Genomic DNA, 22,834 nt, shown 5'->3' with positions numbered 1-22,834 from the left:
TGCGAAGCCCGAGGAAGTGGCGGCTGCGGACACGGCGTCGATGGCCCGTTGGTCTTCGGGTGTGGACGCTCCGGCAAACGCCAGCGCCACCGGCCCCAGTCCGAGGTCGAAGACACGGTTGCCCAGCCGCGACTGGTAGTAGTAGTCGCGTTTGGGTTGCGCAGTCGCGACGATGTCGATCTGCCGCCCATTGAGTCCAAAGCCCTCGTAGATCACCCGAATCTGCGGCTCGGTCGCCTGAGGGTTCGGCAGGAAAATGCGGCTTGCGCAGCTCTCCACGATGGCCGGCGCGATGGTCGAATCCTTGATGTCCGCGAGCGACTGCGTGGAGAAGATCACCGAGACGTTTTTCTTGCGCAGCGTCTTGAGCCACTGGCGGATGCGCGAGGCGAACACCGGGTCGTCCAGGAACAGCCAGGCCTCATCGAGGATCAGCAAGGTCGGCGCGCCGTCGAATCGTTCGTCGAAGCGAGCGAACAGGTAGCCCAGCACCGCCAGCACCGCGGCCTTGCTGTGCATCAGTTCTTCCATCTCGAAGCCCTGCACAGATGCAGTACCGAGCCGGTCCGTCTCGGCATCGAGCAGCTTGCCGTGCGCGCCATCCAGAACGTAGGGCTGCAGGGCCTGACGCAAGGCGTTGGACTGCAGCAGCACCGACAGCCCGGTCATGGTTCGCTGCTCGAACGGAGCGCTGGCCAGACTGTTGAGCGCCGACCAGACGGCGTCCTTCTCGGGCGGGCCGACGGCGACGCCTTCCTGAATCAGGCGCCCCTCGATCCACTCAGCCGCCCAGGTGCGGTAGCCGTGCTGGTCGATGCGGGCCAGCGGTTGAAACGCGATTGAGCCTTCGGCGCCCAAGTCGTAATGCTCGCCGTCGAGTCCAAGGATCGTCGCTCGCATTGAGCGGCCCATGTCGAAGGCGAGGATGCGCGAACCTGGATAGCGGCGGAACTGCATCGCGAGCGTCGCGAGCAGAACCGACTTGCCCATGCCGGTCGGTCCCACGATTAGCGTGTGACCGACATCGCCGATGTGCGTGACCAGCCGGAACGGCGTCGCACCGTCAGTGCGGGTGACGATCAACGGCGGACCGCCGAGATGCGCGTTGCGCTCCGGACCGGCCCACACGGCCGACACCGGCATCATGTGCGCAAGGTTCAGCGTCGAGACAATCGGCTGCCGCACATTCGCGTAGGCATGGCCCGGTACGGATGACAACCAGGCATCGACCGCGTTCAAGGTCTCGGGTATGGTGACAAAGCCCCGGCCCTGGATCGCCCGCTCCACCGCGCGCAGCTTCTCCTCGGCCGCAATGGCGTCGGCGTCGAGCACCGACACGGTTGCCGTGACGTGGCCGAAGGCCACCTGATCGCTGCCGAGTTCCTGCAGCGCCGCGTCCGCATCGGTGGCCTTGTTCGATGCGTCGGAATCCACCAGCGGACTCTCCTGCTGGAAGATGGTCTCGCGCAGCAGCGCGACGATGTTCTTGCGCTTGGCAAACCACTGGCGGCGCAGGCGGCTCAGTTCCTTCTCGGATTCAGCCTTGTCCAGGCACAGGAATCGCGTGCTCCAGCGGTAGGCGAACCCCAATCGGTTCAGGTCGTCCAGCAACCCCGGCCAGGTCGAGGTTGGGAATCCCCGCACCGACAGTACGCGCAGGTGCTGCTTTCCCAGCATCGGTGCCAGGCCACCCACCAACGGTTCGTCAGTCAGCAACGCATCCAGGTGCATCGCCACCTCTGGCATGGCCACCGTGTGCCGGCGCGTGGACACGCACCCGTGTAGGTAGGTCAAGGTCTGCGGATCATCGAGCCAGGCGATCTCCGGCATCACGCCTTCGAGCAGGCCGAAAAGGCGTTCCGTTTCGGACACGAAGGCTTCGAGCCGCTCACGCCAATCCGCGCCTTCGGATCGGTGGTTCTCGTAGAGCAGCCGTGCGGCGCGTGCCTTCGATTCCTCAGGCGGCAAGTAGAGCAGCGACAGGTGGTAGCTGCTCTCGAAGTGGCTGGCGTCTTCCTCGAAGGCCGCGCGGCGCTCTTCGTCCACCAGCCAGGAGAGCGGTTCGGGAAAATCCGAATCGGGATAGCCGGCCGCATCGCGCCGATCCGCATCGACGAACAAGGCCCAACCAGAGCCGAGACGCCGCAGCGCGTTGTTGAGGCGCGCCGACGTGGCGGCCAGTTCGCCCTGCGTCGCGCTGTCGAGGTCCGGCCCCCGGAACCGCGCCGTGCGCTGGAAGGATCCATCCTTGTTGAGCACGACGCCGGGCGCAACAAGTCCGGCCCATGGAAGCCAGTCGGCCAGCAGCGCCGGGCGCTTGCGGTATTCGGTGAGGTTCAACATCGCGACCTCACACGTCCATTAGTTGCCGATGCTTGATGTGCCGCGAGAAGACCTGCATGAACTGCGGGTCGAGACGCGCGCCCCAAACGGCGAGCGAGTGTCCGATGACCCATAGCCCGAGGCCGGGTAGCCAGAGCTGCAAGCCCAAGCCGACAGCGGCGGCCAGCGTGCCGTTGGCGATCGCGGCGGTGCGCGGTGCCCCACCCAGCAGAATCGGCTCGGTCAAGGACCGGTGCAGCGGCACTTCGAAGCCGACCAGACTTCCGGTGGTGGAGTTCATGCCAGCACCGCCCCGCCGGTGAAGCTGAAGAAGGTCAGGAAGAAGCTGGACGCGGCGAACGCGATCGACAGACCGAACACGATCTGGATCAGCTTGCGAAAGCCGCCGCTGGTGTCGCCGAAGGCGAGCGCGAGGCCGGTCGCAATGATGACGATCACCGCGATGATCCGCGCCACCGGCCCCTGGATAGATTCGAGCACCGATTGCAGCGGTGCCTCCCAAGGCATATTCGAACCGGCCGCGTGCGCGGGCAACGCCACGGTCAGCAGTAGCGCCGCTGCGGTGGCGGCGTACAGAAGCGGTTTTACGGAAAGGCGTGAAGTCGTCATGAAGGATCTCCTGTGGTGGGTGGGTTCGATGAAGGAAGGGACGGGTAAGAAGACAGCAGCTCGGTGCTGAGCTGATAGCTGTGGCTGTCGTGGCCGATAACGCGCACGATTTCGCGCACGCGGCGCGCCCGGCCACGTCCGGCGATGAAGACGATGACGTTGACCGCCTCGGCGATCAGGGCGCGCGGCACGGTCACGCTGACCTCCTGCACCAACTGCTCCAGTCGCGTGAGCGCGCCACGGGCGGAGCCGGCGTGTACGGTGGCAATGCCGCCGGGATGTCCGGTGCCCCAGGCTTTGAGCAGATCGAGTGCTTCGGAACCGCGCACCTCGCCGACGACGATGCGGTCGGGCCGCAGCCTCAAGGTGGCGCGTACCAGGTCGGCCATGGTGCTCACGCCCGGCTCGGTCCGCATGCCCACGTGGTCATCGCTGCGGCACTGCAGCTCCACCGTGTCCTCGAGGATCAGCACGCGGTCGCGCGTCTCCGCGATCTCGTCGAGCAAAGCATTAGCCAGCGTCGTCTTGCCGGTGCTGGTGCCACCCGCCACGACGATGTTCATGCGCTCGCGTACCGCGCGGCGCAGGAACGCCGCCTGGTCCTCGGTCATCACGCCGTCGGCCACGTAGTGGGCGAGCGTCATGATGCGCAGCGCCCGCTTGCGGATCGCGAAGGACGGCGCGCGCACAACGGGCGGCAGCACCCCAAGGAAGCGTTCACCAGTCTCAGGCAGCTCGGCCGACAGGATCGGTGCGCCCGGATGCACCTCGGTCCGCACGTGCGCGGCCACCAGCCGGATGATCCGTTCGGCCACTGCGGGCGGAATCGCTGCGCCGGTGGCCTCCCGGCCCGAGCCCAGCCGGTCCACCCAAAGCGAGCCGTCCGGGTTCAGCAGCACTTCGACGACTTCGGGGTCCTCCAACGCGGCCGCAATCTCCGGCCCCATGGCTGTGCGCAGCATGCGGATGCGCCGCTCCAACGAGGCGTCCATGCCGTTCGGATCAGGCAGGTTCACGAGGAACCTCCATGGCGTCGGCATCGGTCCCCGACTGGGCATCCGCCTGCGTCGGGTCAGCCGCAGCGGGTCCAATGTCCTCATGGACTTCGCGCACCAGGCTGCGCCCGCGCTGGATGTGGCGCGCGAGTTGTTCGATGAACTGCACGTAGCGAGCGCGGCCCTGTGCGCGAGCGGCTTCCTGCTGCCCCTCGGGCACGGGGATTGAGACCGTCAGGAAGTATCGAACGTAGAGCGCCACCGTCTCGACCAACACGTTCTGGTCGCGCTCCAGCCGGTCGAACTGACGCGAGAGCCTGTCAAGACGTTTGGCGATGGCTGCCTCGCGCTGGTCCTCGCCATCGGGCGAGAGGAACGAGGCCAGCGCCGCGGCGATCACGGCGGACTTCGATACTCCTTTGTGCGTGGCGACCTGGTCCAGCCGCTTTGCATGCTCCGGCTCGATGAAGATGTTCAACCGGGCGCGGGTCATAGCGCGATACCGTCATCAGGGTCCAGTGCGGCCAGACGCGCGGCGCGCATCAGCTGCCGGTCCACGTCCTGCGGCCGCAGCGGCACGTCGTCTTCGTCATCGAGCACCTGCAGACCCTCACCGTCTGGAAGCGTTGGTACATCGGCGGTGACATCCAGTTCGGGCTTGAGTTGGTGGCCACCTTCATCGGCGTAGCCATCGGCATTGCCGGTCGATGAAGACGCGGGCGCAGCCAGCGGCGCCAGTCCGCTCCAGTCGTCGAGACGCGCCGCAGGATGGTCCGCATACACGCCGGCAACCAGCACCGGTGCAGGCAGGACGCGCGTGGTGAAGTTCCGGTCCAGGTAGTACCGCAGCTTCTTTGCCTTGATCGGAGGATGGCCTGACACCATCACTACGGCATCGTCGGGCGGCAGTTGCATCACTTCGCCCGGCGTCAACAGGGGTCGAGCCGTCTCCTGGCGCGAGACCATGAGGTGGCCGAGCCAGGGCGCGAGCCGGTGGCCGGCGTAATTGCGTTGTGCGCGCAGTTCGGTCGCCGTCCCAAGCGCCTCGGATATGCGCTTAGCTGTGCGCTCGTCGTTCGTCGCGAACGCGATGCGCACATGGCAGTTGTCCAGGATCGAATGATTCTGACCGTAAGCCTTGTCGATCTGGTTGAGCGACTGCGCGATCAAGAAGGCTCGCAGGCCGTAGCCCGCCATAAAGGCGAGGGCGCTCTCGAAGAAATCCAACCGGCCCAGCGCCGGAAACTCGTCCAGCATCAGCAGTAGCTTGTGCTTGCGCGCGATGCCGTCCGAGCCGTCCAGCGATTCGGTCAGGCGCCGGCCGACCTGGTTGAGGATCAGCCGGATCAGCGGCTTGGTGCGGCTGATGTCCGAGGGCGGCACGACCAGATAGAGAGATACCGGGTGCGCGGCCGAGATCAGGTCCGCGATGCGCCAGTCACAGCGCGAGGTGACGTCGGCGACCGTGGGATCGCGATACAGACCCAGGAAGCTCATGGCGGTGGACAGCACACCCGAACGCTCGTTGTCGCTTTTGTTGAGCACTTCGCGCGCGGCCGAAGCGACGACGGGATGGACCTCTTCGCCGAGATGCTTCGTGGCCATCATCCGGTGCAGCGTCTCCTCGAATGGGCACGCCGGATCGGACAGGAAGTTGGCGACGCCGCGCAGCGTCTTGTCCTCGCCGGCGTAGAGGACATGCAGGATGGCACCGACCAGCAGGGCATGGCTGGTCTTCTCCCAGTGATTGCGCCGCTCCAGCGCGCCCTCGGGATCGACCAGGATGTCGGCGATGTTCTGCACGTCGCGCACTTCGTGCATGCCGCGCCGCACTTCGAGCAGTGGGTTGTACGCGGCCGACTTCGCATCGGTCGGGTTGAACAGCAGGCAATGCGAGAAGCGCGAGCGCCATCCTGCGGTGAGATGCCAGTTCTCGCCCTTGATGTCATGGATCATGGCCGAACCGGCCCAGGACAACAGCGTCGGCACCACGAGGCCCACACCCTTGCCCGAACGAGTGGGCGCAAAGGCCATCACGTGCTCTGGACCTTCGTGGCGCATGTAATTGTTGTCCTTGTGCGCGGTCTTGCCCAGGAACACACCGGCAGGTCGAGTCAAGCCGGTTTCGGCAATCTCCTCGTCCTCGGCCCATCGAGCGGAACCGTAGGTTGTGACGTGCTTGGCCAACCGTGAGCGCCAGATCGCCATGCCAATGGCCGCGCCCGTGGCCAGCAATCCGCTCGACGCGGCGATGATCCCGCCGCGCTCAAATACCTCGGGTGCATAGGCACCATAGAAATACCACCACTCGAAAAGCTTCCACGGCTGGTAAACCGGCGAATGCGAAACGCGGAACCACGGTGGTCCAAGCCTGGCCTGATTGCCAAGCGCATGCGCCGTCCACTGCGTGCCAGTCCATAGGCCGCCGAGGGCGATACCCAGCACCACAACAATCTGTCCGAACAAAATACCGGTCGCACCCCGAGTCGGCATGGGCTACTCCTCCTTTGCGTCTGGATTCCAGCGCGTGCATGCTCCAACGGCACCGCTTGCCCGAGTTTGGAATCGAGGCGCCAAACCGCACACCCATGGAAGAGCGATGGGGCGGGTTGTGGCGTAAGCTGGCGGAAGAAGCTGGGGCCGTACGACAGAGTTGCGCTTTTAATGCGTTTAACTCGTCAGCGAGTAGCAGCATCGAGGCAACTGCACGAACTGTCCAAGACCGATCACGCCATGCGGCGCGTCGTAGGAGCGATAGCTGTAACGACTAATGCAAAGTTTTGGTGTGCGCAACAAATCGTTGCAGCGAATGTGGTAGACCGAAGCGCTGGTGTTTGTGCAGCACGAAGGTGGTGATACGCTCATCCTCGTGCAGCGGTACGGCCACAACATCCGAGCGGCACAGCGTGGCAACGTGGCCCGCGTCTGCCAGGCCCACTCCCAGGCCTGCAGCGATGCGCGTGAAGTAGCCGCTCAGCGTGGAGGCTTCCCCTGCGAACGTAGGAATCGTCGAGTGGCGTTGCGCGATAGCCCGAATCTGATGCAGAAGGCCCGGCAGCCGATCGGCATGGCAGGACAGGAGCGGAAAGGCCAGCACCTCGGTGAGGGGTAGCATAGGCTGCAATGCGAGTTCATGCCCAAACGGCAGTAGTGCCATGGCGCGGTAACTCCACGCGGGCTGCTGCGAGATGGCGTCGTCATTCGGTAGACCGAATGAAAAGCCTACATCGAGCTGTTCGCGCTGCAATGCTGCCGCCAACTCCGAAGCACGCATCTCGGTCAGCTCCAGGGGCACCTCCGGGGCCACTTCGCGCCAGCGTACCAAGCACTCGGAAAGTTTGGGTTGCGCGATTCCGTCGGCCACCCCGATTCGCAACGGTGCGCGGAAGCGGGCGTCCGTATCGCGTACGGCGCGAAAAGTGCGTTCGACGCGGATGAAAAGCTTCCGTACCTCCTTGAGCAAACGCAGACCGGCAGGCGTCAAGTGCAACTTGCGCGGGGTGCGCACAAATAACTGCACGCCCAGCTGATCTTCGAGATCGCGGATGGTCCGCGACAGCGGGGTCTGATCGATGTGCACGCGTTCTGCGGCACGGCGAAAGCTAAGTTCCTCAGCGACAGCGATGAAGTAGCGTAGGTGCCGCAGCTCGATCATTGCCACCTCACCGTGTCTACTAGAAAACGCACGGTGATGAAGGTGGCAAGACGATAGAGAGAAAGCGTCAGGCTAGTGACCTCGGTACGATTCATTCTTTTCACTCCTTGATCTTGCCTTTTGGCAAGGAACCTACCCTGACTCGAACACGCCAGGTCGACATCGATGCAGTTCACGCCGCGCAGAAAAATGGCTCGATTGGTATCTCTTGCGCCCCCTTTCCGTGGGACTCCCGAGACTCGGCACTGTCCCACAATTCGGTTGACTTGGCAGTCGGACTTGGTCAACTTGTCTGCATGCGCGAGTGGGGCCAACACGCCAAGCACAACAAGGCGAAGCGGGCGGGAGGCGCGAGTGTTGCGCATTCACTTCCCTTCCATGGAGTCTTATTGGTAGTCGAAGAGCAAATCGCCCAGCAGTCGCGCGACATGCACCGCATCTCGACCGGCCCCATCGGCGATCTGGCTAACTCGGGTTGTGCTCTCCGGGAATGAGCTTGAGCGCTTTGAGGATGAACTCGTCCATCTCGTTTGCTTGGCGGATAACGATTCGAAGTTCCTGCGATGGACATACGTCCTACGCATATGCAAAACTCCTACTGCTTCCCCTGCAAAACCGGGTGGCTCCTAACGGGCAAGGACTAGAACATCGTATTGCTGTTGGCCGATTCCGCGGGCACTTCCTGGATGACATCCCAGTGCTCGACGATCTTTCCGTTCTCGACGCGGAATATTTCGACCGTCGCAAGTTCCTTGCCGAAGAAGAAGCTCTTCGCGTGAATCCAGACGAGGTCGCCCTCTGCGACCACTCGCTTTACTTCTGCCTTGGTCGGAACGCCGCTGTCAATTGCGCCTTGGATAAGTGCGCGAATCTGTTCCTTCCCGTCCGGGTAGAGCGGGTTGTGCTGTATGTATGAATCCCCCCAGTAGCGATCAAGCGCGGTCAGATCCAGATTCCCGAAGAGTTCTTGCGCCGCCTTGAGGACGAGCCGTTTATTGGCGTCGGCCGTTGATGCTGATGTTGTCGTCATGAAGTTAGTCCTTACGGTTGTGTAGTCACATTGTTGGCAATTGAATTGAAAGACTTTAGCGGTTGACGCATCAGGCGGACCCAGGCGCGCCAATTTCGGCGGGATCGCAGTTTTTCATCCTTACGTTCTCTGCCCCGTGGAAATCGCTGGTAAGCGCTCCACCGATGGCGATCAGATCGAACTCCTCGCGGTCCATCCGATTGATCAACTGATCGAGACTTGTCGCTTCGAAACGCTCACCGTTGTACGTCCCGAAAAACTCATTGTTCAGTCCCACCGCATCGGCGCTGATGGCCGGCGCTCCGGTCACCTTCTTCGCCCATCCGGCGAGGTTGAGGCCGTTTTCGCCGTCAAGCTCCGTGAATTTCCGACTCCCACAGCGATGCTGCGAATAGTAAGGGCGGTCAACTAACTGGCCGTGCACGCCGTGGATCTCAACCGTGTCGAAACCGAGGCGTCTCGAATCCGAGGCAGCGGCGGCGAAGGTGTGCGCGACATCTTCCTCGCTCATGGTCTTGCCATCGGCGGAGCACGTGTGCCAGATCTGCGATCCCATGCGCCCGCCTGCTACATGAATCGCATCCGCCACAATCTTCCATCCCGCCAGCGCACAGTCGCCGTGAAAAAATGGCCCCTCGAGCGAGATGGGCCCAGTCTGCCGAGTTCAAATGACGTCACGCGCAAGGCGCGAAGCAGAACGCCACTAAGGGTCAAGGACATTTGAAAAGGCTCCACTGCAAACGATCCGATAGGCTAGTTTAACTTTGCAACGACTGTGGACATATTATCTTGTCTGGTTTATCTTTGCAACTTAAATCTTTCAGGAATTCGATTCGGTGCAGAATGCGAATCTCACATTGATTTCGGCGCCGTTGGACTTGGATCGTCGAGAGCAACAAACGGCTGGCCATGGACGCGCCGCATCAAGGAGTTTGTAGATCGCATCACTCCTCGCCCAGCCCAAAAGGGCGACAGCGACTCAGTTTGACCTTGCCCCTGAAACCCATATCCCATAGATGAGTTCATGAATTGACTTGCCTTGGTTGATTGGCAAGCCATGCCTGCTCGAACTGCATTGCCTGACGTAGGCCAGTCGTCGAGTGCCGTCGAGTGCCGTCGAGCACGGTTGTACCAGAGCAGCCACGCAACGGTTTCGTCCTTGGATTCGCGCTTGGTCTTGAAGCGTTGTCCGTACAACCGCTCTACATTCATTGACCCGAACAGCGCCTCGCTACAGGCGTTGTCCCAACAGCTTGCTTTGCGGCATATCGAGTTGGTGATCCCGTGCTCCTTGAGTACTTCCCTGAAGTCGTGGCTGCCGGAGTCCATCTTCACGCGAGAGCTGTTCGGTGAGCGTCCTGTCGTCCCACCTTGACGCGAGTCGACGCTCGTGATCGTCAGGGGGCGGTCGTGGAACCAGCGAAGGCGACGCACTCCACGAGGTTGAGTGCGGCCATCAGCAGGTATTTCTCCGCGTCGGTGCGCACACGCAGCAGATCGTGGTCGCCCAGGTATCCGTAGACGAATGCAAGCAGGTAGCGCTCGGGATGCTCGTCGCAGAATTGCTCGACGACTTGGTTGGCCAGGTCGCTCGGTAGGCCATCGTTAAAGCGGGCGCGGGCCGTCAAGCGCTGCATGCACCTGTCCTGCAGGTCCTCCGAGACGATCGGCCACGTATGGCCGCTGCGCTTCATCGCCTGGAACGTCACCAACAGGATGTGCAGCGGCACTTCTAGTTGCACCATGCCGACTCCCATGCGAGACAACGCCAGGATTGAGGCGAGCATGTTGGGCTGCTGAGCGAAGATCTCGTCGGCCAGGCTCACCTTCTGAGCCTGGCCCATGCCGTTGACGTCGATGGCCGCCTGGACCATGGCGACCTGCGTGATCACGCCCACTTCGTCAGCTCGGCCGCCAGCGATGTGGCAGCAGTTCATCGAGCCGCTGGCTCGGATGCGAGTGGATGCGTGCCAGCACGTCGCGCAGGTACGCCCACGGATCCAGCTTGTTGAGTTTTGCCGATTGCACCAGGCTCATCACCACTGCCGCACGCTGGCCGGCCATCTCGCTGCCCACAAATAACCAGTTTTTAGCGCCGAGCTTCCACGGCTTGATCTGTCGCTCGATCAAGTTGTTGTCGATGACTACCGCGCCGTCGTCGATGTGCAGCGTCAGCGCCTTCCAGGCGTTGAGGCTGTAGTCGATCGCCCCTGCGATCTTGCTGCCCTCGAGCACCTGCGTGCGCTGCAGCTTGAGCCACACTTTGAACTCGTCCCACAGAGGCTTGCTCAGTTGCTGGCGGGCCTGGCAGCGCTGGGCATCATCCATTTGCGCGAAGGCCGCCTCGGCCTGGTAGATCCGCGCCCAGCGCTGCAGCGCTTCGGTGGCCACTGCACTGGCGCTGTTGCCGCCGCGGCTGAGCTCTTCGAAGTACCGCCTGGCATGGGCAGCGCACGCCGCTGACCTGCGCTGCGGGTAGACCTTGGCGTCCAGCACGGCGTTGTAGCCCGCGTACTGGTCGGTGATCAAGGTGCCGTTCCACGGCGGCTGTGGGTATGGCGGTCCCTTGCCGCCGAGGAAGGCCACCGGGTACTGCGATCCTCGGCCCAGGCAGAACTCGTAGATCACGCCTGGGTGAGGGTCATGGTGGCTGCGTGCCCAGGCCCAGAATGAAGGCCTTCTTCGTCTTACCCGTACCCGGCGCCAGCAAAGGCACTGGGGTCTCGTCGGCGTGCAGCACCCGGCAACTGAGGATGAAGCGCCGATGCGCCTCGTACAGCGGCTCAAGCTTCGCGCCACCGGCGCCACCCCAGGCAGCCAGCGTCGAGCGCGGCGTGTGCACGCCCGAGCGGGCGTTGATGGGCTCTTGCCGGTAGTACGGCAGGTGGTCCACGAAGCGGCTGATCAGCGTATGCGCCACCAGCCCGCTGGCAGGGATTCCGCCGTCCACCACGTCCGGCTCGGCCGGCTCCTGGTGGATCTGCTGGCAGCACCTGCAGGCCCACTTGCCGTAGATGTGCCGGTGCACGAAGAACTTGGCCGGGATGATGTCCAGCTTCTCGCTGACGTCCTCGCCGATGCGGTGCATGGGCCGGCCGCACTCCGGGTTCTGGCAGGTGGTGTTCTGGGGCTCGTGGCGATGCTCAACGCGCTCCAGGTGCTCGGGCAGCTCCTGGCGGCGTGGACGGCGCGGTGGTGCCTTCGGTGTCTTGGGCACCTGGGGCAGATCGCGCTGCAACTCGGCCAGTTGCGCCTGCAGGCAGGCCTCATCCTCTGCCTGTGTGTCCTGGAACAGAGCGCGCTGCTGGGCCGTCATGGCCTCAGTCTTGGCACCGAACTTCCAGCGCTTGAGGCGGGCAAGCTCGAAGTTGACCTTGTCCAGCTTGGCGTGCGCCCAAGCGATCTCGCGCGCCTGCGACTGCACCTGCTGCTGCAACCGCGTGATCAACGCGGCCGCCTGCGCAGGCAGTTGGGCCATGTCGATGGGGGCAGTCGCGGTCTCGCCGAGCATGCTCGGCATGTTGCACGATTCAGAGCGCGCTGCGTATTGGCAAATGCGATGTCAACGCAAGTGCGGGACTGCCAGCCCGCTCATGATCGGCTGATGACGGTGAGCTCGCCCAGGCGCTGCCACGGCAGGCCGACTGCCAGAGCTTCGAACTGTTGAGCTGTCAGTTGCAGCGTTGCAGCAGCCTGCCCTGGCGCACGCTCCAGCCAGACGAAGCGTCCCGTGTGCAGGCGGCGCGTGGCACACCATACGCCGAAGCCGTCGTGCACGAGCAGCTTGATGCGCGTAGCCCGCAGGTTGGCAAAGAGGTAGCCATGGTGGGCACGCGCCGACCCGACGGTGTTGACGACGATATGGAGCAACCGGTCGGCACCGGCGCGCATGTCCTGCGGCTGAGTGCACAGCCACAGCGTGTCGATGCGGATCAACGGGCAGGCTCCTCAAGTGGCGCACAGCGCATCAGCCAGCGCGCGCAACTGCGCGGCGTACAGCGTGGCTGCACTGGTCACGCACTGGAGCTTCACGTGCAGGCCGCCTCGCTGCAGTTCGATGCGGATGTCGGGCTGGGATGCAGAGGCGGTGTCCACGGGCTCAGGTCGAGGCAACTCGACAGGGACGAACTGCAGGGCTGGCCCGGGGCCACTGGCTGCAGGCACCGCATCGCTCATGCGCTTGAGACCACGACCCGAAAGCCACTTGCGCACGACGTTGGTGTTCAGGCCGTGCGCGATGGCCACGGCCGAGACCGATGCATCGGGCTGCCGGCATTCGGCCAGGACCCGCGCCTTGAACTCGGCACTGTGGACTCGGCGATTGGAGTGTTTGGGATGCATAGGCGTCCGCCAAAAAATAGGTGGACGCCATCCTCAGGGTGTGCCGCGGCCGGCGCAAGGTGGGACCGCTGGACGCTCACGCTGTTCGGCATCTTCTGCGACATCGACACGGGGGCGAAGTCCGCGACCGCATCGGAGGGCATCTCCTTGTAGATCGCCGGCGTCATCGTGAAGGTGCTGATCGCCATCAGCAACGTATGGCCGTCGAGGGCCGCTGTTGCCACCTGCTGCCCGCCGAGATTGCCGCTGGCGCCGGCTTGTTGTAGGCGACCACTGGCTGGCCCCAGCACTGGGTGAACTTCGGCGCGATGATGTCGCTGCCTCTGCTGGAAGTGAAACGGCACGACCAGCGTAGCCGCCTTGTTCGGGAGTGCGGCTCGACCTCATAGTCGCAAATATTGATTCGTCGCCAGCGGTACTCTGTCTGTGCTCACTCAGTCATCTACCGCGGAAAGCTTCCGGCGAATAGGATGCTTCTATCCACATCACCGATGCTCCGACAACCACAGAAAGCCATCGTGATGTCGAGCTCCTTGTGGATGATTTCAAGCGCCTTTGTGACGCCGGCTTGGCCCATGGCCCCCAGTCCATACAGAAACGCGCGCCCAATCATCGTGCCTTGGGCGCCGAGGGCCACCGACTTGAGCACGTCCTGGCCTGAACGGATACCACTGTCCAGCCAGACCTCAATTTGCGAGCCAACGGCCTCGACGATACCCGGAAGCGCTTCGATACTGGCCGGCGCGCCGTCAAGTTGGCGTCCGCCATGATTGCTCACGATCAGCGCATCGGCGCCGCTGCTGACCGCGAGTCGTGCATCTTCTGCATCCATGATCCCTTTGAGAATCAATTTGCCACCCCAAAGCTTCTTGATGCGCTCCACATCGGCCCAGCTCAGCCTGGGATCAAACTGTTCTGCGGTCCAAGAACTGAGCGACGAAAGATCACCCACTCCCTTCGCATGACCAACGATGTTGCCGAAGGTGCGCCGTGGGGTGCCGAGCATTCCAAGGCACCAGCGTGGCTTGGTCGCAAGGTTGATCAGGTTGGCCAAGGTCGGCTTCGGAGGCGCAGACAGCCCGTTCTTCAGATCCTTGTGGCGCTGGCCCAGCACTTGCAAATCGAGGGTTAGAACCAGAGCGGAACAATGCACAGCCTTGGCGCGCTCGATCAGCCGCGTGACAAAATCTCGGTCGCGCATTACGTATAGCTGGAACCAGAATGGCGCAGTGCTGTTTGCTGCTACATCCTCCATGGAGCAGATGCTCATGGTCGACAAGCAAAAAGGCACTCCGAAAGCCTCAGCCGCGCGTGCCGCAAGAATCTCCCCGTCCGCATGCTGCATGCCGGCAAATCCGGTCGGGGCTATGGCCACCGGCATCGCCACCTCTTGTCCGATCATCGTCGTACGGGTGCTCCGCCTTTGCATATTGACAGCCACACGCTGGCGAAGCTTAATTTTCTGGAACTCGCTTTCGTTAGCTCGATAGGTGCTCTCTGTCCAAGAGCCCGAATCGGCGTAGTCGTAGAACATGCGCGGCACTCGGCGTTGTGCCAGCACTCGCAGGTCTTCAATTGTGGTGATGACGCTCATGATGTCTTATTCGGCAAGATCGACAGGCATGCCAGTGGGATCGAATTGATGAATTGACGCCAGGGCGGAGTCACGGCTCGAAAGGCGTCGAACGGCTCCACGCTGCTACTCGGGCTTGGCTATATGCAGCTGCCTGCGGCTGTCATCCAGTTTGACACTTCGACCAACTCCCCGAGGAACCCGTCTACCGAACACATAGGCCATACTGTCGTCGCGACAGCCCCCATAGATTAGAAGGGAGCCAAAGATCCTGCCAGCGCTAGCGCCAGCACCAGAACTCCCCCGACAAGCCCGGCGACAGACTTGAATGATCTTTCCTTTTGGGAACTCAGTGCATTTCTCTCTGGGTGATCCGCCGACATACGTCAGGCTCACCTCGTAGTTCGTACGGACCAAAAGCATAGAAAGGACGCCGCAAGCGACGTGAACAGGACGACGCCCAAGGCGGTGTACGTTGGCAAGGTCAGCATCCCTCCGAAGGTAATGGCCAGCGCCGCGCACCCCATCTGAAGGAATCCCAGCAACGCCGAGGCGGCTCCCGCCTGCTGTGCAAAGGGTTGTAGCGCGATGGCCGTTCCGAGTGGATTGAAGATGCCCATCCCGAACAGGAAGATGGTCAGATACACGCTGAAGGAGACGAACTCTGTTCTGCCGAACAGCATTGCCGCACTTCCAACAAGTGCGATGGAAACACCAGCACGAGCCGCCACGACCGGCCCCCATCGTTTGGCGAGACGCGGCGCCAGTAGGCCTGACCCGAACACGACGAAAGTTGTCGATGCAAAGAACAACCCGAACGTCAGCGGCGAGAGCCTGAAGCCGGTGATCAGAATGGCGGGAGCCATAGAAAAGAAGGCATAGAGCGCCCCGATGACCAGACTCACAGACAGGGCGGGCGCTATGAGACGCGGATCAAAGGCCAACTGCTTGTAGCCTGCAGCGACGCTGATGGGCGAGAGCGCGGATCGCCGGTCCGGCGCGTGCGTCTCACCCAGCTTGGCGATGTATCCAACGGCCAGGGCGAATGCCAGCGCTGAAATCACGAAGAAGGCAGACCGCCAGCCGAAGAGGCTGTCCAGGGCGCTGCCTATCAGCGGAGAAAACCCCGGCGCAGCCGCCATGGCTACCATAGTCAAGGAAAGCGCACGCGCCAGTTCCTGGCCCTCGAACAGGTCGCGCGCGATGGCGCGCGACAGCACCGACGTGGCGCACACGCCCAGCGCCTGGACAACCCGGCCGCCGATGAGCTGCGGCAGCGTGCTCGCCACCGCGCAGACCAGGCTGCCAACGATGAAGATGGCCAGGCCGATCAGCACCAGTCGCTGGCGTCCAAAGCGATCCGACAGCGGTCCGACGAACAACTGACCCAGCGCGAAGGCCACGAAAAAGCTGCTCAGCGTAGCGCCGAGATCCCGGACCGAGACACCAAGGTCCTCGCCCATCGAGGGGAATGTTGGAAGGATGATGTTGGTGGCCAGTGCGCCCAAGGCCGCCAGTGCGGCCAGCAGGAACAGCACGCCGCCGGTGAGTGAACGCCCCTCCAACTGAGCGGTAGATTCGACTGGAAATCGGGGTGCTGGCGGTGATGCGCGTGTCACGTGTCTACCGCTCACTGGTCCAGCGCTTCGAGCATCGGATAGTCCACGTAGCCTTCGACGCCGCCGCCGTAGAAGGTGGCACGGTTGTAGGTATTGAGGTCGGCGCCCCGTCGTGCGCGCTCGGGGAGATCAGGGTTGGCGATGAACAGGCGTCCGAACGCGATCGCGTTTGCGCGGCCCGATTCGATGGCGGCCGCCGCGGTGTAGGGCCTGTAGTTCCCGGCCGCGATCAGAGCTTTCGGCCAGTGAGGTCGGAACAGCTCGGACGCAAAAGGCACGTTCTGGTGATCGACGTCGGCCTGGCCCGCGCCACTGGCCCGCGGCTCGATCAGGTGCAGATAGGCCAAGTCCAGGCGTGCGAGGCTTTGAATCAGGTGGGTATACAGCGGCAGCGGCTCGTCCTCGCCGCTGCCGTTGGCCACGCCGAAGGGGGACAGACGGATGCCGACGCGATCGGCGCCGAATACAGCAGACACGGCCTCAACCACCTCCAGCACGATGCGGCTGCGGTTCTCGATCGAGCCGCCGTAAGCGTCGGTGCGCTGGTTGCTGCGGCTTTGCAGGAACTGCTCCAACAAGTATCCATTGGCCCCGTGGACTTCCACGCCGTCGAAGCCGGCCTGTTTCGCATTGCGCGCCGCTTGGGCATAGTCGGTGATCACCGAAGCGATCTCTGCCGTATCCAGCGCCCTTGGAGTCTCGAACGGAGCACGTTCAAAGTTCGCCTTGAACGCGTTGCCGGGGGCCGCGACGGCGGACGGCGCCACAGGAAGTTCGCCGCCCAGGAGCGACGAATGCGAGACACGTCCGACATGCCAGAGCTGCAGAAAGATCAACCCACCCTTGTCGTGCACGGCCTGCGTGACGGCCTTCCAGCCCTCGACCTGTGCCTGGCTGTGGATGCCCGGCGTGGCCGGCATCCCTTGGGCGGTCGGCGAGATCTGCGCGCCCTCGGTGATGATCAATCCGCCGCGCGAGGCTCGCTGGCGGTAATACTCCACATTGAGAGCGTGTGGCACGTTGCCTGGTTGGGACGAGCGCATCCGGGTGAGCGGCGCCATCACCACGCGATGCGAAAGCGTCAATGCGCCGAGCTTTAGCGGCGAGAACAGAGCCTGGGTCATTCAAAGAATCCTTATACGAAAGTGATCGAGTCAGAGATTGATCGCGTGCCCCGTGAGCCCATGAAAGCCGATCTGCAGGGCTTCGCCCAGACCGATCTCCGGTGCCAGGCCGACGACGAATCCGATGTTGACGATGGCCCCTTGCCGGCCGGATTGCGCCGAGCGATTGTGAACACTGCGACTCCCTCAAGTTCGATGCCCTCTTTGCACGCGGCGGAACAAGGTCGATGGTTGACCCGCAATCGGCCTTGAGTGCGTCTACTTCCCATGTTCGACCGCATCGAAAAACCGACGAAGATCGGCCAGAAGCCGCATGGGTTGCTCCAACGCCGCAAAGTGACCGCCCGCGGGCATGTCACTCCATTGGACGATGTCGTAGCTTTTTTCAACTAGTGAACGCGGAGGCATCAGGAAAACGGGATCTCGAAACGCGGCGACGGCGGTCGGAACCGTGACGCGGTTGCCTGGGTCGAACAGGCGCGCGCCCTCGAGGATATTGCCCCGGTAGAACCAGGTCGACGTGACGATCGCGTTCGTCACGAGATACAACATGAGATTGGTGACCAGAAACTCCTCGCTGAATGCCTTCCAGACGTTGGGACGCCCTTCGGCATCGCGTGGCACGTCGGACCATACGGCAAACTTTTCCAGGATCCAACCCGCCACACCGACTGGGCTGTCCGCAAGAGCAACAGACAGTGTCTGGGGCCGGGTTCCCTGTTCGATAGCGTAGCCCATCTCGTCGGCGGTCGTCCGCTGACGAGTCTCCGCCCACCCGCGCTCTCCTTGGGTTTCAGGTATCGCATCTCGGGATTGAACCATGATCATATTGAGATGTAGGCCGGAACAACGTTCTGGAAAATCGTGAGCGATCCATGCAGCGACCGCAGCGCCCCAATCCCCCCCCTGCACCAGATAGCGCTTGGTGCCAAAGAGCCTCTCCATGATCTCGTTACATAACTTAGCAGTCCGACGCGACCCAATCGGGGAACTAGGACGCCCCGAAAATGCGAAACCGGGCAGCGATGGGACCACCACGTCGTGCCCGTCCGCGACGAGATAGTCGACGATATGCCTGAATTCAAGGAACGATCCCGGCCAACCGTGCAGCAGGATGACTGGCGCCCTGCTCCCATCGCCCTTGCTGTGGAGGAAATGGATATCTTGGCCGTCAATAGTGGCGAGGAAGTGCGGTTGCGCATTCAATTTCGCCTCCGCGGCCCTCCAGTCGTATTGGTTCAACCAATAGTCTGTGAGGCGACGCAGATCGGCCAGTCCGACCCCGGACCGCCATCCGCCTGCGTCCGCCAGTCCGTCCCAGTTATATTGTTCGATCCGCTCGCGGATCTGATCGATCCGGACTTGGGGGATGTCGATGTGGAATGGCTTAATCAAGTCCGTTCTCCGAGAATGAATATGCCTTGGTGAGAGGCGAACGCCCGATCGGTGTACAGGGCAGGTGAAGTGCCCCATCCGACCAGCACCGCATCGGGGAGCTATAACGCATCGAGCAGACCCACCAAGTCGCCCACGGTGTGCGGGACGGTGCAGGCATCGCGTTCCGGCAGCGCGCTCGACTTGCCGCAACCGCGCACATATCCATCGATATGCGGCGGCAGCCCTCGCGGGACAGTACTTTCAACTGCGATCGCCAATCGTGCCACGTGTTGGGGAACCCCTGGCAAAAAGAGACTGGCCTGCCCGCCCGCCCCAACGACATCCAGCGTGATGCCGTTGGTTTCAACCTGAGAATGCTTCATCTCATCCACCGGCTATGAGGTACCAACGGCCTGGCGTCCACACTCGGCCTCTGGAGACGGTTTCGTGACGTCCTCCGCATAGACGGCCTGCTGCTTGTGTACCATCAACTGCATGAGCCTGCGGTCACGCCAAGCTTGGCGATCAGCCAGCTCTGAGATCGGGAGAGTCTCCCGCCGTTGGCCGTTCAGCGTCTCTACCAGTTCCGCCGACCAGCCTTGGCCCATCTGTCGTGAATTCGGGGACTGCTCGAACGACTGGTACATGCCGCCGTAGCGCTGACAGTAGTCAGACAGCCCGGAAGGTGCATTGAGGTCAATGGTTTCAATGGGTCCCATGAATGCCCACCTCAAACCCAATCCTTCGCTCACCGTCGCATCCAGTCCAGCGGCATCGACATACCCGTTTTCTACCAGCCAGAACGCTTCCTGCAGCAATGCACCTTGCAAGCGGTTGAGAATAAAACCATCGATTTCGCGTTTCACAACCACAGGCCGCTGGCCGATGCTATCCATCAAGGAACGCGCGCCTTCGATCGCCGCCGGCGAAGTCCACGGCGCTCCGCACAACTCGACGACGGGAATCAGGTACGGCGGATTGACCGGATGCGCAATCAGGCATCGCTGGCGCCCAGCAAGGCCTTGTGTGAAGGCGGAGGCAGGGAAGCCGGAAGTCGAGCTTGCCAAGATGGCCCCCCCGGGTGCGAGCGCATCCATGCGGCCGAATATCTCGGCCTTCAACTCGAGCACTTCGGGCAGATTTTCCTGCACATAGTGCGAACCGGCCAGCGCATCCGCCAAACTGGAAGTTGCCTGCAGTCTCTTTAGAACTTCATCGACATCGCTCACGAGTCCATGATCTTTCAGATCGGACAGTCGGCGGGCGATGCCTGGAACGACGTTGTCAAGGGCGCGCGAGTTCCCATCCCACAGGCTCACCTCGCAACCACCACGGGCGAAGACAATGGCCCAAGCCTGTCCAATCAGGCCGGCACCGACAACAGCTACTTTCATTTAGTTCGTCCTTCCTGGCGGCTGACCTAGGGTTTTGTCGCGTTTGCTGCGCGCGTCATGGTTGCGGACTCCGCCTGGAATAGTTCGTTCATCTGTTTCACCGACAGCGGCTCAAGCGGCGATGCACCAATGGCCGCCTGACGCGCACGACCTTCGGCGCTCACGATGTAGACGTTCATGGCCTTATTGAGGCGTGCGATCACGGCCTCCGGCGTGCCAGGGGGGGCGAAGATCGCGGAGCGCGCAGCATAGGTGAAATCCTTGACATACTTGCTTTCATTGATGGTGGGCACGTCCGGCAACAATGGATTGCGTTTGTCTGCAGCAATCGCGACTGGCTTCACGATCCCTGCCTTGACTAGGCCCACGAGCGAGCCGCCCATTGGAGCGAAGCCCAGATCAATCTGCCCGCTTCCGAGGTCCGGAATAATCGGAGCGGCGCCTTTGTAGGGCACCTGCAGCAGCTTGATGCCCCCCCTTACGGCAAAGTCTGCACCCGCAACGTGTGTCAGTGAGCCCGTGCCCCAATTGCCGATCGACAACTCCTTGCCGCTGGACTTCACGTACTCGATCAACTGGTCAGCGCTCTTGAAGTCGTGAGCCGGACTGCTGAGCAAAACGAGGTCACCTGAACCGAGCAGCCCGACGGGCTGGAACGCCTGAGGCTTGTACTTTGCTGTTGGAATAATCAGAGGCGCCAAGATCAGATCGCTCGTCACTGTACCCAAAAGCGTGTACCCGTCCGCTGCCGCATTCTGCACATTCATCGCTGCGATGGAGCCGTTGGCTCCCGGCATGTTCTCAACTACCACTGGCTGCCCGATTTCACGCTGCAGCGCCGGCAGTACATCGCGAAGAGCGGAATCTGCAGGTCCGCCTGCGGGATAGGCCATCCGGACCACAACTGGCCGGCTCGGATAAACGGACTGTGAAGAAGCATGCCAAGCACAAGCCGTCAAGATCAGCGCCGTTGCTGCGCTGCGAATCGTTCCATACCAATCCGGTCGTAAGTTCATTGCGGTCTCCAGTTGTAAAAGCGGAAGATCACCTTGAGACTTCCACACCAGAGGATAACGATGTTAACCGACAGGCGCTAACAGTGTTTACCCCAACTCTCGCCGAAACCCGCTGTGGTCAGTCCGGCCTCGACGGGACCCCGGAGCGCGGTTCACCCGTTTGCGCGCGATGCGGGTGAATTCTTCGGAATAGTCCGACCAGCACCTTCCCTGACGGTCAGTAATCCGACGGTCTCAGCCTCTCATTGAGCTCGGCAACGTCGAAGGCAGTAGGGTCGAAGGCACCGCCTAGAGGCCGAAGATGTCGAATAGCTGTTTCAGAACAGCCAACGACAGGTTGCCGGCCAGCTGCGGGTCGACGTGCCCAGCCGTATTGCACGACGCCTGATCGTGCCGGCGCTTCCCGGCTTGCTGCGCCGCTACCCCCGGCTGCAGCTGGTACTCGGCTCCACGGACCGCACCATCGATCTGGTCCATGAAGGCGTCGACTGCGCGGTACGCGTCGGAGCGATGCAAGGCAGCAGCTTCGTGGTCCGCCCGCTCGGTCATATCGCATTGATCAACTGCGCCAGTCCGACCTACCTGCGGGAACACGGCACACCAGAAAATCCAGAGGATCTGGCGAAGGGGCACTGGGCAGTCGGCTATGCATCGCCGTCCAGCGGAAGGGAACTGCCTTGGGAATGCATCGGAGCTTCGGAGCTTCGGGCAAGGCTCAGGTCTTGGCATTGCCCAGCCGCGTGAGCGTGAACAACGCCGAAAGCTACATTGCGAGTTGCCGTGCCGGCGTTGGAATGATCCAGATTCCTCGCTTCGACGTTCAGCATCTGCTCGATCGGGGTGAACTGGTCGAAGTCATGCCGACGCATCGAGCGGCGTCGATGCCGGTCTCGCTGCTATACCGGCGCCGGCGCTCACGACGGGTTGTCGCGTTCGTGGAATGGTTCTTCGGGTTGATGGCGCCTCACTCGGAGAGCACCGTTTCCAGCTGACACCGTTCAATCGCCGATCACGTCGTACAGCCTCAGGAACCATGAGACCTGGTACGTCAGGCTGAGCACACCGAAGGCGGCATGAAAGCGCGCATTGCTGGTGAGGGTGGTTACGACGCACATCGTCACGCGATACGGTGGCCAATCGTCGTGCGCGGAAGTGTCGAGAAGACGCTCGAAGGCGGGCACGATGCACAGCGCATGGCTGTCATCCAGTTTCCGGATGAGGCGCAGCTTCTTCGCTTGTGGAACGCGAGCGAGTACCGGGAAGCGCGGAAGGTCCGCCTGACTGCAAAAATCCACGTGGATACGTTCCCGGGCTTTGACGGGCAGTGACCACGTCAGCTTGCCAAGGGGTTGGCCACCGGAACGGAGGTGACCCGCCGTCAAGCAGCGTTGGCTACTCGAACTCGCGCTTTTCGAAGATGTCGGTGATACCCGCGAAACTGGCTTAGTTTCCGGTCGGCACCAACACATGCGCTTCTTCTTGTACTCGGCGCTGGCAAAGCTGCGCTAATTCACCTCGCCAGTGCATTGAGTTGCGGCGCCTTCGCGCACTCACAGGCCGTGCCCGCCTTGAGCTATTGGTCAGCATTTCCCCAACGGACTAGAACATCGTATTGCTGTTGGCCGATTCCGCGGGCACTTCCTGGACGACATCCCAGTGCTCGACGATCTTTCCGTTCTCGACACGGAATATTTCGACCGTCGCAAGTTCCTTGCCGAAGAAGAAGCTCTTCGCGTGAATCCAGACGAGGTCGCCCTC

Annotated in this window: 24 protein-coding genes and 1 pseudogene; 1 reads left to right on the top strand and 24 read right to left on the bottom strand. The window is 62.3% G+C overall.

The genetic code is table 11. The features are described from left to right. The 23 genes from trbE to QTI05_RS27555 form a co-directional block, all read right to left on the bottom strand. On the bottom strand, positions 1 to 2,343 hold a 2,343-nt coding region (gene trbE / locus QTI05_RS27660; protein ID WP_286625009.1), incomplete at its 3' end, for a conjugal transfer protein TrbE. 7 nt (positions 2,344 to 2,350) lie between these two features. Beyond that, the gene (locus QTI05_RS27655) at positions 2,351 to 2,623 is read right to left on the bottom strand and encodes a VirB3 family type IV secretion system protein (RefSeq protein WP_286625008.1); all 273 of its coding nucleotides are present in this window, start codon (positions 2,621 to 2,623) and stop codon (positions 2,351 to 2,353) included. Then, complete coding sequence (locus QTI05_RS27650) at positions 2,620 to 2,952, bottom strand: TrbC/VirB2 family type IV secretion system protein (RefSeq protein WP_286625007.1); 333 nt, start codon at positions 2,950 to 2,952, stop codon at positions 2,620 to 2,622. Before QTI05_RS27650 ends, QTI05_RS27655 begins: the two co-directional genes overlap by 4 nt. Beyond that, positions 2,949 to 3,944 carry a P-type conjugative transfer ATPase TrbB gene (gene trbB, locus QTI05_RS27645; protein WP_286625011.1) on the bottom strand — a complete coding sequence of 332 codons (996 nt, stop codon included), beginning with the start codon at positions 3,942 to 3,944 and terminating at the stop codon, positions 2,949 to 2,951. The genes QTI05_RS27650 and trbB overlap by 4 nt, the downstream gene beginning before the upstream one ends. 10 nt (positions 3,945 to 3,954) lie before the next feature. After that, the gene (locus QTI05_RS27640) at positions 3,955 to 4,440 is read right to left on the bottom strand and encodes a CopG family transcriptional regulator (RefSeq protein ID WP_286625006.1); all 486 of its coding nucleotides are present in this window, start codon (positions 4,438 to 4,440) and stop codon (positions 3,955 to 3,957) included. Further along, positions 4,437 to 6,440 carry a conjugal transfer protein TraG gene (locus tag QTI05_RS27635; RefSeq protein ID WP_286625005.1) on the bottom strand — a complete coding sequence of 668 codons (2,004 nt, stop codon included), beginning with the start codon at positions 6,438 to 6,440 and terminating at the stop codon, positions 4,437 to 4,439. Before QTI05_RS27635 ends, QTI05_RS27640 begins: the two co-directional genes overlap by 4 nt. A 274-nt stretch (positions 6,441 to 6,714) precedes the next feature. After that, positions 6,715 to 7,602, bottom strand: a complete 888-nt coding sequence (locus tag QTI05_RS27630; RefSeq protein WP_286625010.1) for a LysR family transcriptional regulator — start codon at positions 7,600 to 7,602, stop codon at positions 6,715 to 6,717. 640 nt (positions 7,603 to 8,242) lie between these two features. After that, a complete protein-coding gene (locus tag QTI05_RS27625) occupies positions 8,243 to 8,632 on the bottom strand; it encodes a nuclear transport factor 2 family protein (RefSeq protein ID WP_286625003.1) in 390 nt (129 codons plus the stop codon). A 70-nt stretch (positions 8,633 to 8,702) separates the two neighbouring features. After that, positions 8,703 to 9,188, bottom strand: coding sequence for a beta/alpha barrel domain-containing protein (locus QTI05_RS27620; RefSeq protein WP_286625002.1), 486 nt, complete (start codon positions 9,186 to 9,188; stop codon positions 8,703 to 8,705). A 296-nt stretch (positions 9,189 to 9,484) separates the two neighbouring features. Continuing rightward, positions 9,485 to 9,961, bottom strand: coding sequence for an integrase core domain-containing protein (locus QTI05_RS27940; RefSeq protein ID WP_444812973.1), 477 nt, complete (start codon positions 9,959 to 9,961; stop codon positions 9,485 to 9,487). 68 nt (positions 9,962 to 10,029) lie between these two features. Beyond that, a complete protein-coding gene (locus tag QTI05_RS27610; protein ID WP_286657987.1) occupies positions 10,030 to 10,530 on the bottom strand; it encodes a hypothetical protein in 501 nt (166 codons plus the stop codon). Between the two features lie 4 nt (positions 10,531 to 10,534). Then, positions 10,535 to 11,260, bottom strand: coding sequence for an IS66 family transposase (tnpC, locus tag QTI05_RS27605; protein WP_286625000.1), 726 nt, complete (start codon positions 11,258 to 11,260; stop codon positions 10,535 to 10,537). A gap of 13 nt (positions 11,261 to 11,273) precedes the next feature. Beyond that, complete coding sequence (locus QTI05_RS27600; protein ID WP_286624999.1) at positions 11,274 to 12,152, bottom strand: IS66 family transposase; 879 nt, start codon at positions 12,150 to 12,152, stop codon at positions 11,274 to 11,276. 71 nt (positions 12,153 to 12,223) lie between these two features. Further along, on the bottom strand, positions 12,224 to 12,568 hold the full coding sequence (gene tnpB, locus QTI05_RS27595; RefSeq protein ID WP_286624998.1) for an IS66 family insertion sequence element accessory protein TnpB: 345 nt from the start codon (positions 12,566 to 12,568) through the stop codon (positions 12,224 to 12,226). Positions 12,569 to 12,580: 12 nt separating this feature from the next. Next, complete coding sequence (gene tnpA / locus QTI05_RS27590; RefSeq protein WP_286624997.1) at positions 12,581 to 12,973, bottom strand: IS66-like element accessory protein TnpA; 393 nt, start codon at positions 12,971 to 12,973, stop codon at positions 12,581 to 12,583. Further along, positions 12,856 to 13,263: a tripartite tricarboxylate transporter substrate-binding protein gene (locus tag QTI05_RS27905; RefSeq protein WP_353505976.1), complete on the bottom strand. Its 408-nt coding sequence runs from the start codon at positions 13,261 to 13,263 to the stop codon at positions 12,856 to 12,858. The genes tnpA and QTI05_RS27905 overlap by 118 nt, the downstream gene beginning before the upstream one ends. 152 nt (positions 13,264 to 13,415) lie before the next feature. Further along, on the bottom strand, positions 13,416 to 14,567 hold the full coding sequence (locus tag QTI05_RS27585; RefSeq protein WP_286624996.1) for an alpha-hydroxy acid oxidase: 1,152 nt from the start codon (positions 14,565 to 14,567) through the stop codon (positions 13,416 to 13,418). A gap of 371 nt (positions 14,568 to 14,938) precedes the next feature. Then, positions 14,939 to 16,084: a multidrug effflux MFS transporter gene (locus QTI05_RS27580; protein ID WP_286624995.1), complete on the bottom strand. Its 1,146-nt coding sequence runs from the start codon at positions 16,082 to 16,084 to the stop codon at positions 14,939 to 14,941. A 92-nt stretch (positions 16,085 to 16,176) separates the two neighbouring features. Next, on the bottom strand, positions 16,177 to 17,289 hold the full coding sequence (locus QTI05_RS27575; RefSeq protein WP_286624994.1) for an alkene reductase: 1,113 nt from the start codon (positions 17,287 to 17,289) through the stop codon (positions 16,177 to 16,179). 258 nt (positions 17,290 to 17,547) lie between these two features. Beyond that, a complete protein-coding gene (locus QTI05_RS27570; RefSeq protein WP_286624993.1) occupies positions 17,548 to 18,684 on the bottom strand; it encodes an epoxide hydrolase family protein in 1,137 nt (378 codons plus the stop codon). 101 nt (positions 18,685 to 18,785) lie between these two features. Beyond that, the gene (locus QTI05_RS27565; protein ID WP_286624992.1) at positions 18,786 to 19,049 is read right to left on the bottom strand and encodes a hypothetical protein; all 264 of its coding nucleotides are present in this window, start codon (positions 19,047 to 19,049) and stop codon (positions 18,786 to 18,788) included. 12 nt (positions 19,050 to 19,061) lie between these two features. Next, positions 19,062 to 20,060, bottom strand: a complete 999-nt coding sequence (locus QTI05_RS27560) for a 3-hydroxyacyl-CoA dehydrogenase (protein ID WP_286624991.1) — start codon at positions 20,058 to 20,060, stop codon at positions 19,062 to 19,064. A gap of 26 nt (positions 20,061 to 20,086) precedes the next feature. After that, the gene (locus tag QTI05_RS27555; protein WP_286624990.1) at positions 20,087 to 21,076 is read right to left on the bottom strand and encodes a tripartite tricarboxylate transporter substrate binding protein; all 990 of its coding nucleotides are present in this window, start codon (positions 21,074 to 21,076) and stop codon (positions 20,087 to 20,089) included. 312 nt (positions 21,077 to 21,388) lie between these two features. On the opposite strand from QTI05_RS27555, the pseudogene QTI05_RS27550 reads away from it, so the two are divergent. After that, positions 21,389 to 22,068: pseudogene (locus QTI05_RS27550) on the top strand (LysR substrate-binding domain-containing protein); the annotation flags it as partial. A 6-nt stretch (positions 22,069 to 22,074) separates the two neighbouring features. Here QTI05_RS27550 and QTI05_RS27935 read toward each other — a convergent pair. After that, the gene (locus QTI05_RS27935) at positions 22,075 to 22,458 is read right to left on the bottom strand and encodes a hypothetical protein (protein ID WP_286657986.1); all 384 of its coding nucleotides are present in this window, start codon (positions 22,456 to 22,458) and stop codon (positions 22,075 to 22,077) included. Positions 22,459 to 22,834 lie beyond the last annotated feature (376 nt).

This window comes from Variovorax fucosicus (assembly GCF_030316825.1).
Taxonomy (GTDB): domain Bacteria; phylum Pseudomonadota; class Gammaproteobacteria; order Burkholderiales; family Burkholderiaceae_C; genus Variovorax; species Variovorax fucosicus.
This window is presented reverse-complemented; position numbering and strand designations above follow the sequence as displayed.

Bases quoted from the DNA above. Each gene is read 5' to 3' on its own strand.
- QTI05_RS27655 (WP_286625008.1), bottom strand. From the start codon at position 2,623: ATGAACTCCACCACCGGAAGTCTGGTCGGCTTCGAAGTGCCGCTGCAC.
- QTI05_RS27650 (WP_286625007.1), bottom strand. From the start codon at position 2,952: ATGACGACTTCACGCCTTTCCGTAAAACCGCTTCTGTACGCCGCCACC.
- trbB (WP_286625011.1), bottom strand. From the start codon at position 3,944: ATGGACGCCTCGTTGGAGCGGCGCATCCGCATGCTGCGCACAGCCATG.
- QTI05_RS27640 (WP_286625006.1), bottom strand. From the start codon at position 4,440: ATGACCCGCGCCCGGTTGAACATCTTCATCGAGCCGGAGCATGCAAAG.
- QTI05_RS27635 (WP_286625005.1), bottom strand. From the start codon at position 6,440: ATGCCGACTCGGGGTGCGACCGGTATTTTGTTCGGACAGATTGTTGTG.
- QTI05_RS27630 (WP_286625010.1), bottom strand. From the start codon at position 7,602: ATGATCGAGCTGCGGCACCTACGCTACTTCATCGCTGTCGCTGAGGAA.
- QTI05_RS27625 (WP_286625003.1), bottom strand. From the start codon at position 8,632: ATGACGACAACATCAGCATCAACGGCCGACGCCAATAAACGGCTCGTC.
- QTI05_RS27620 (WP_286625002.1), bottom strand. From the start codon at position 9,188: ATGGGATCGCAGATCTGGCACACGTGCTCCGCCGATGGCAAGACCATG.
- QTI05_RS27940 (WP_444812973.1), bottom strand. From the start codon at position 9,961: ATGGACTCCGGCAGCCACGACTTCAGGGAAGTACTCAAGGAGCACGGG.
- QTI05_RS27600 (WP_286624999.1), bottom strand. From the start codon at position 12,152: ATGCCGAGCATGCTCGGCGAGACCGCGACTGCCCCCATCGACATGGCC.
- tnpA (WP_286624997.1), bottom strand. From the start codon at position 12,973: ATGCATCCCAAACACTCCAATCGCCGAGTCCACAGTGCCGAGTTCAAG.
- QTI05_RS27585 (WP_286624996.1), bottom strand. From the start codon at position 14,567: ATGAGCGTCATCACCACAATTGAAGACCTGCGAGTGCTGGCACAACGC.
- QTI05_RS27575 (WP_286624994.1), bottom strand. From the start codon at position 17,289: ATGACCCAGGCTCTGTTCTCGCCGCTAAAGCTCGGCGCATTGACGCTT.
- QTI05_RS27565 (WP_286624992.1), bottom strand. From the start codon at position 19,049: ATGAAGCATTCTCAGGTTGAAACCAACGGCATCACGCTGGATGTCGTT.
- QTI05_RS27560 (WP_286624991.1), bottom strand. From the start codon at position 20,060: ATGAAAGTAGCTGTTGTCGGTGCCGGCCTGATTGGACAGGCTTGGGCC.
- QTI05_RS27555 (WP_286624990.1), bottom strand. From the start codon at position 21,076: ATGAACTTACGACCGGATTGGTATGGAACGATTCGCAGCGCAGCAACG.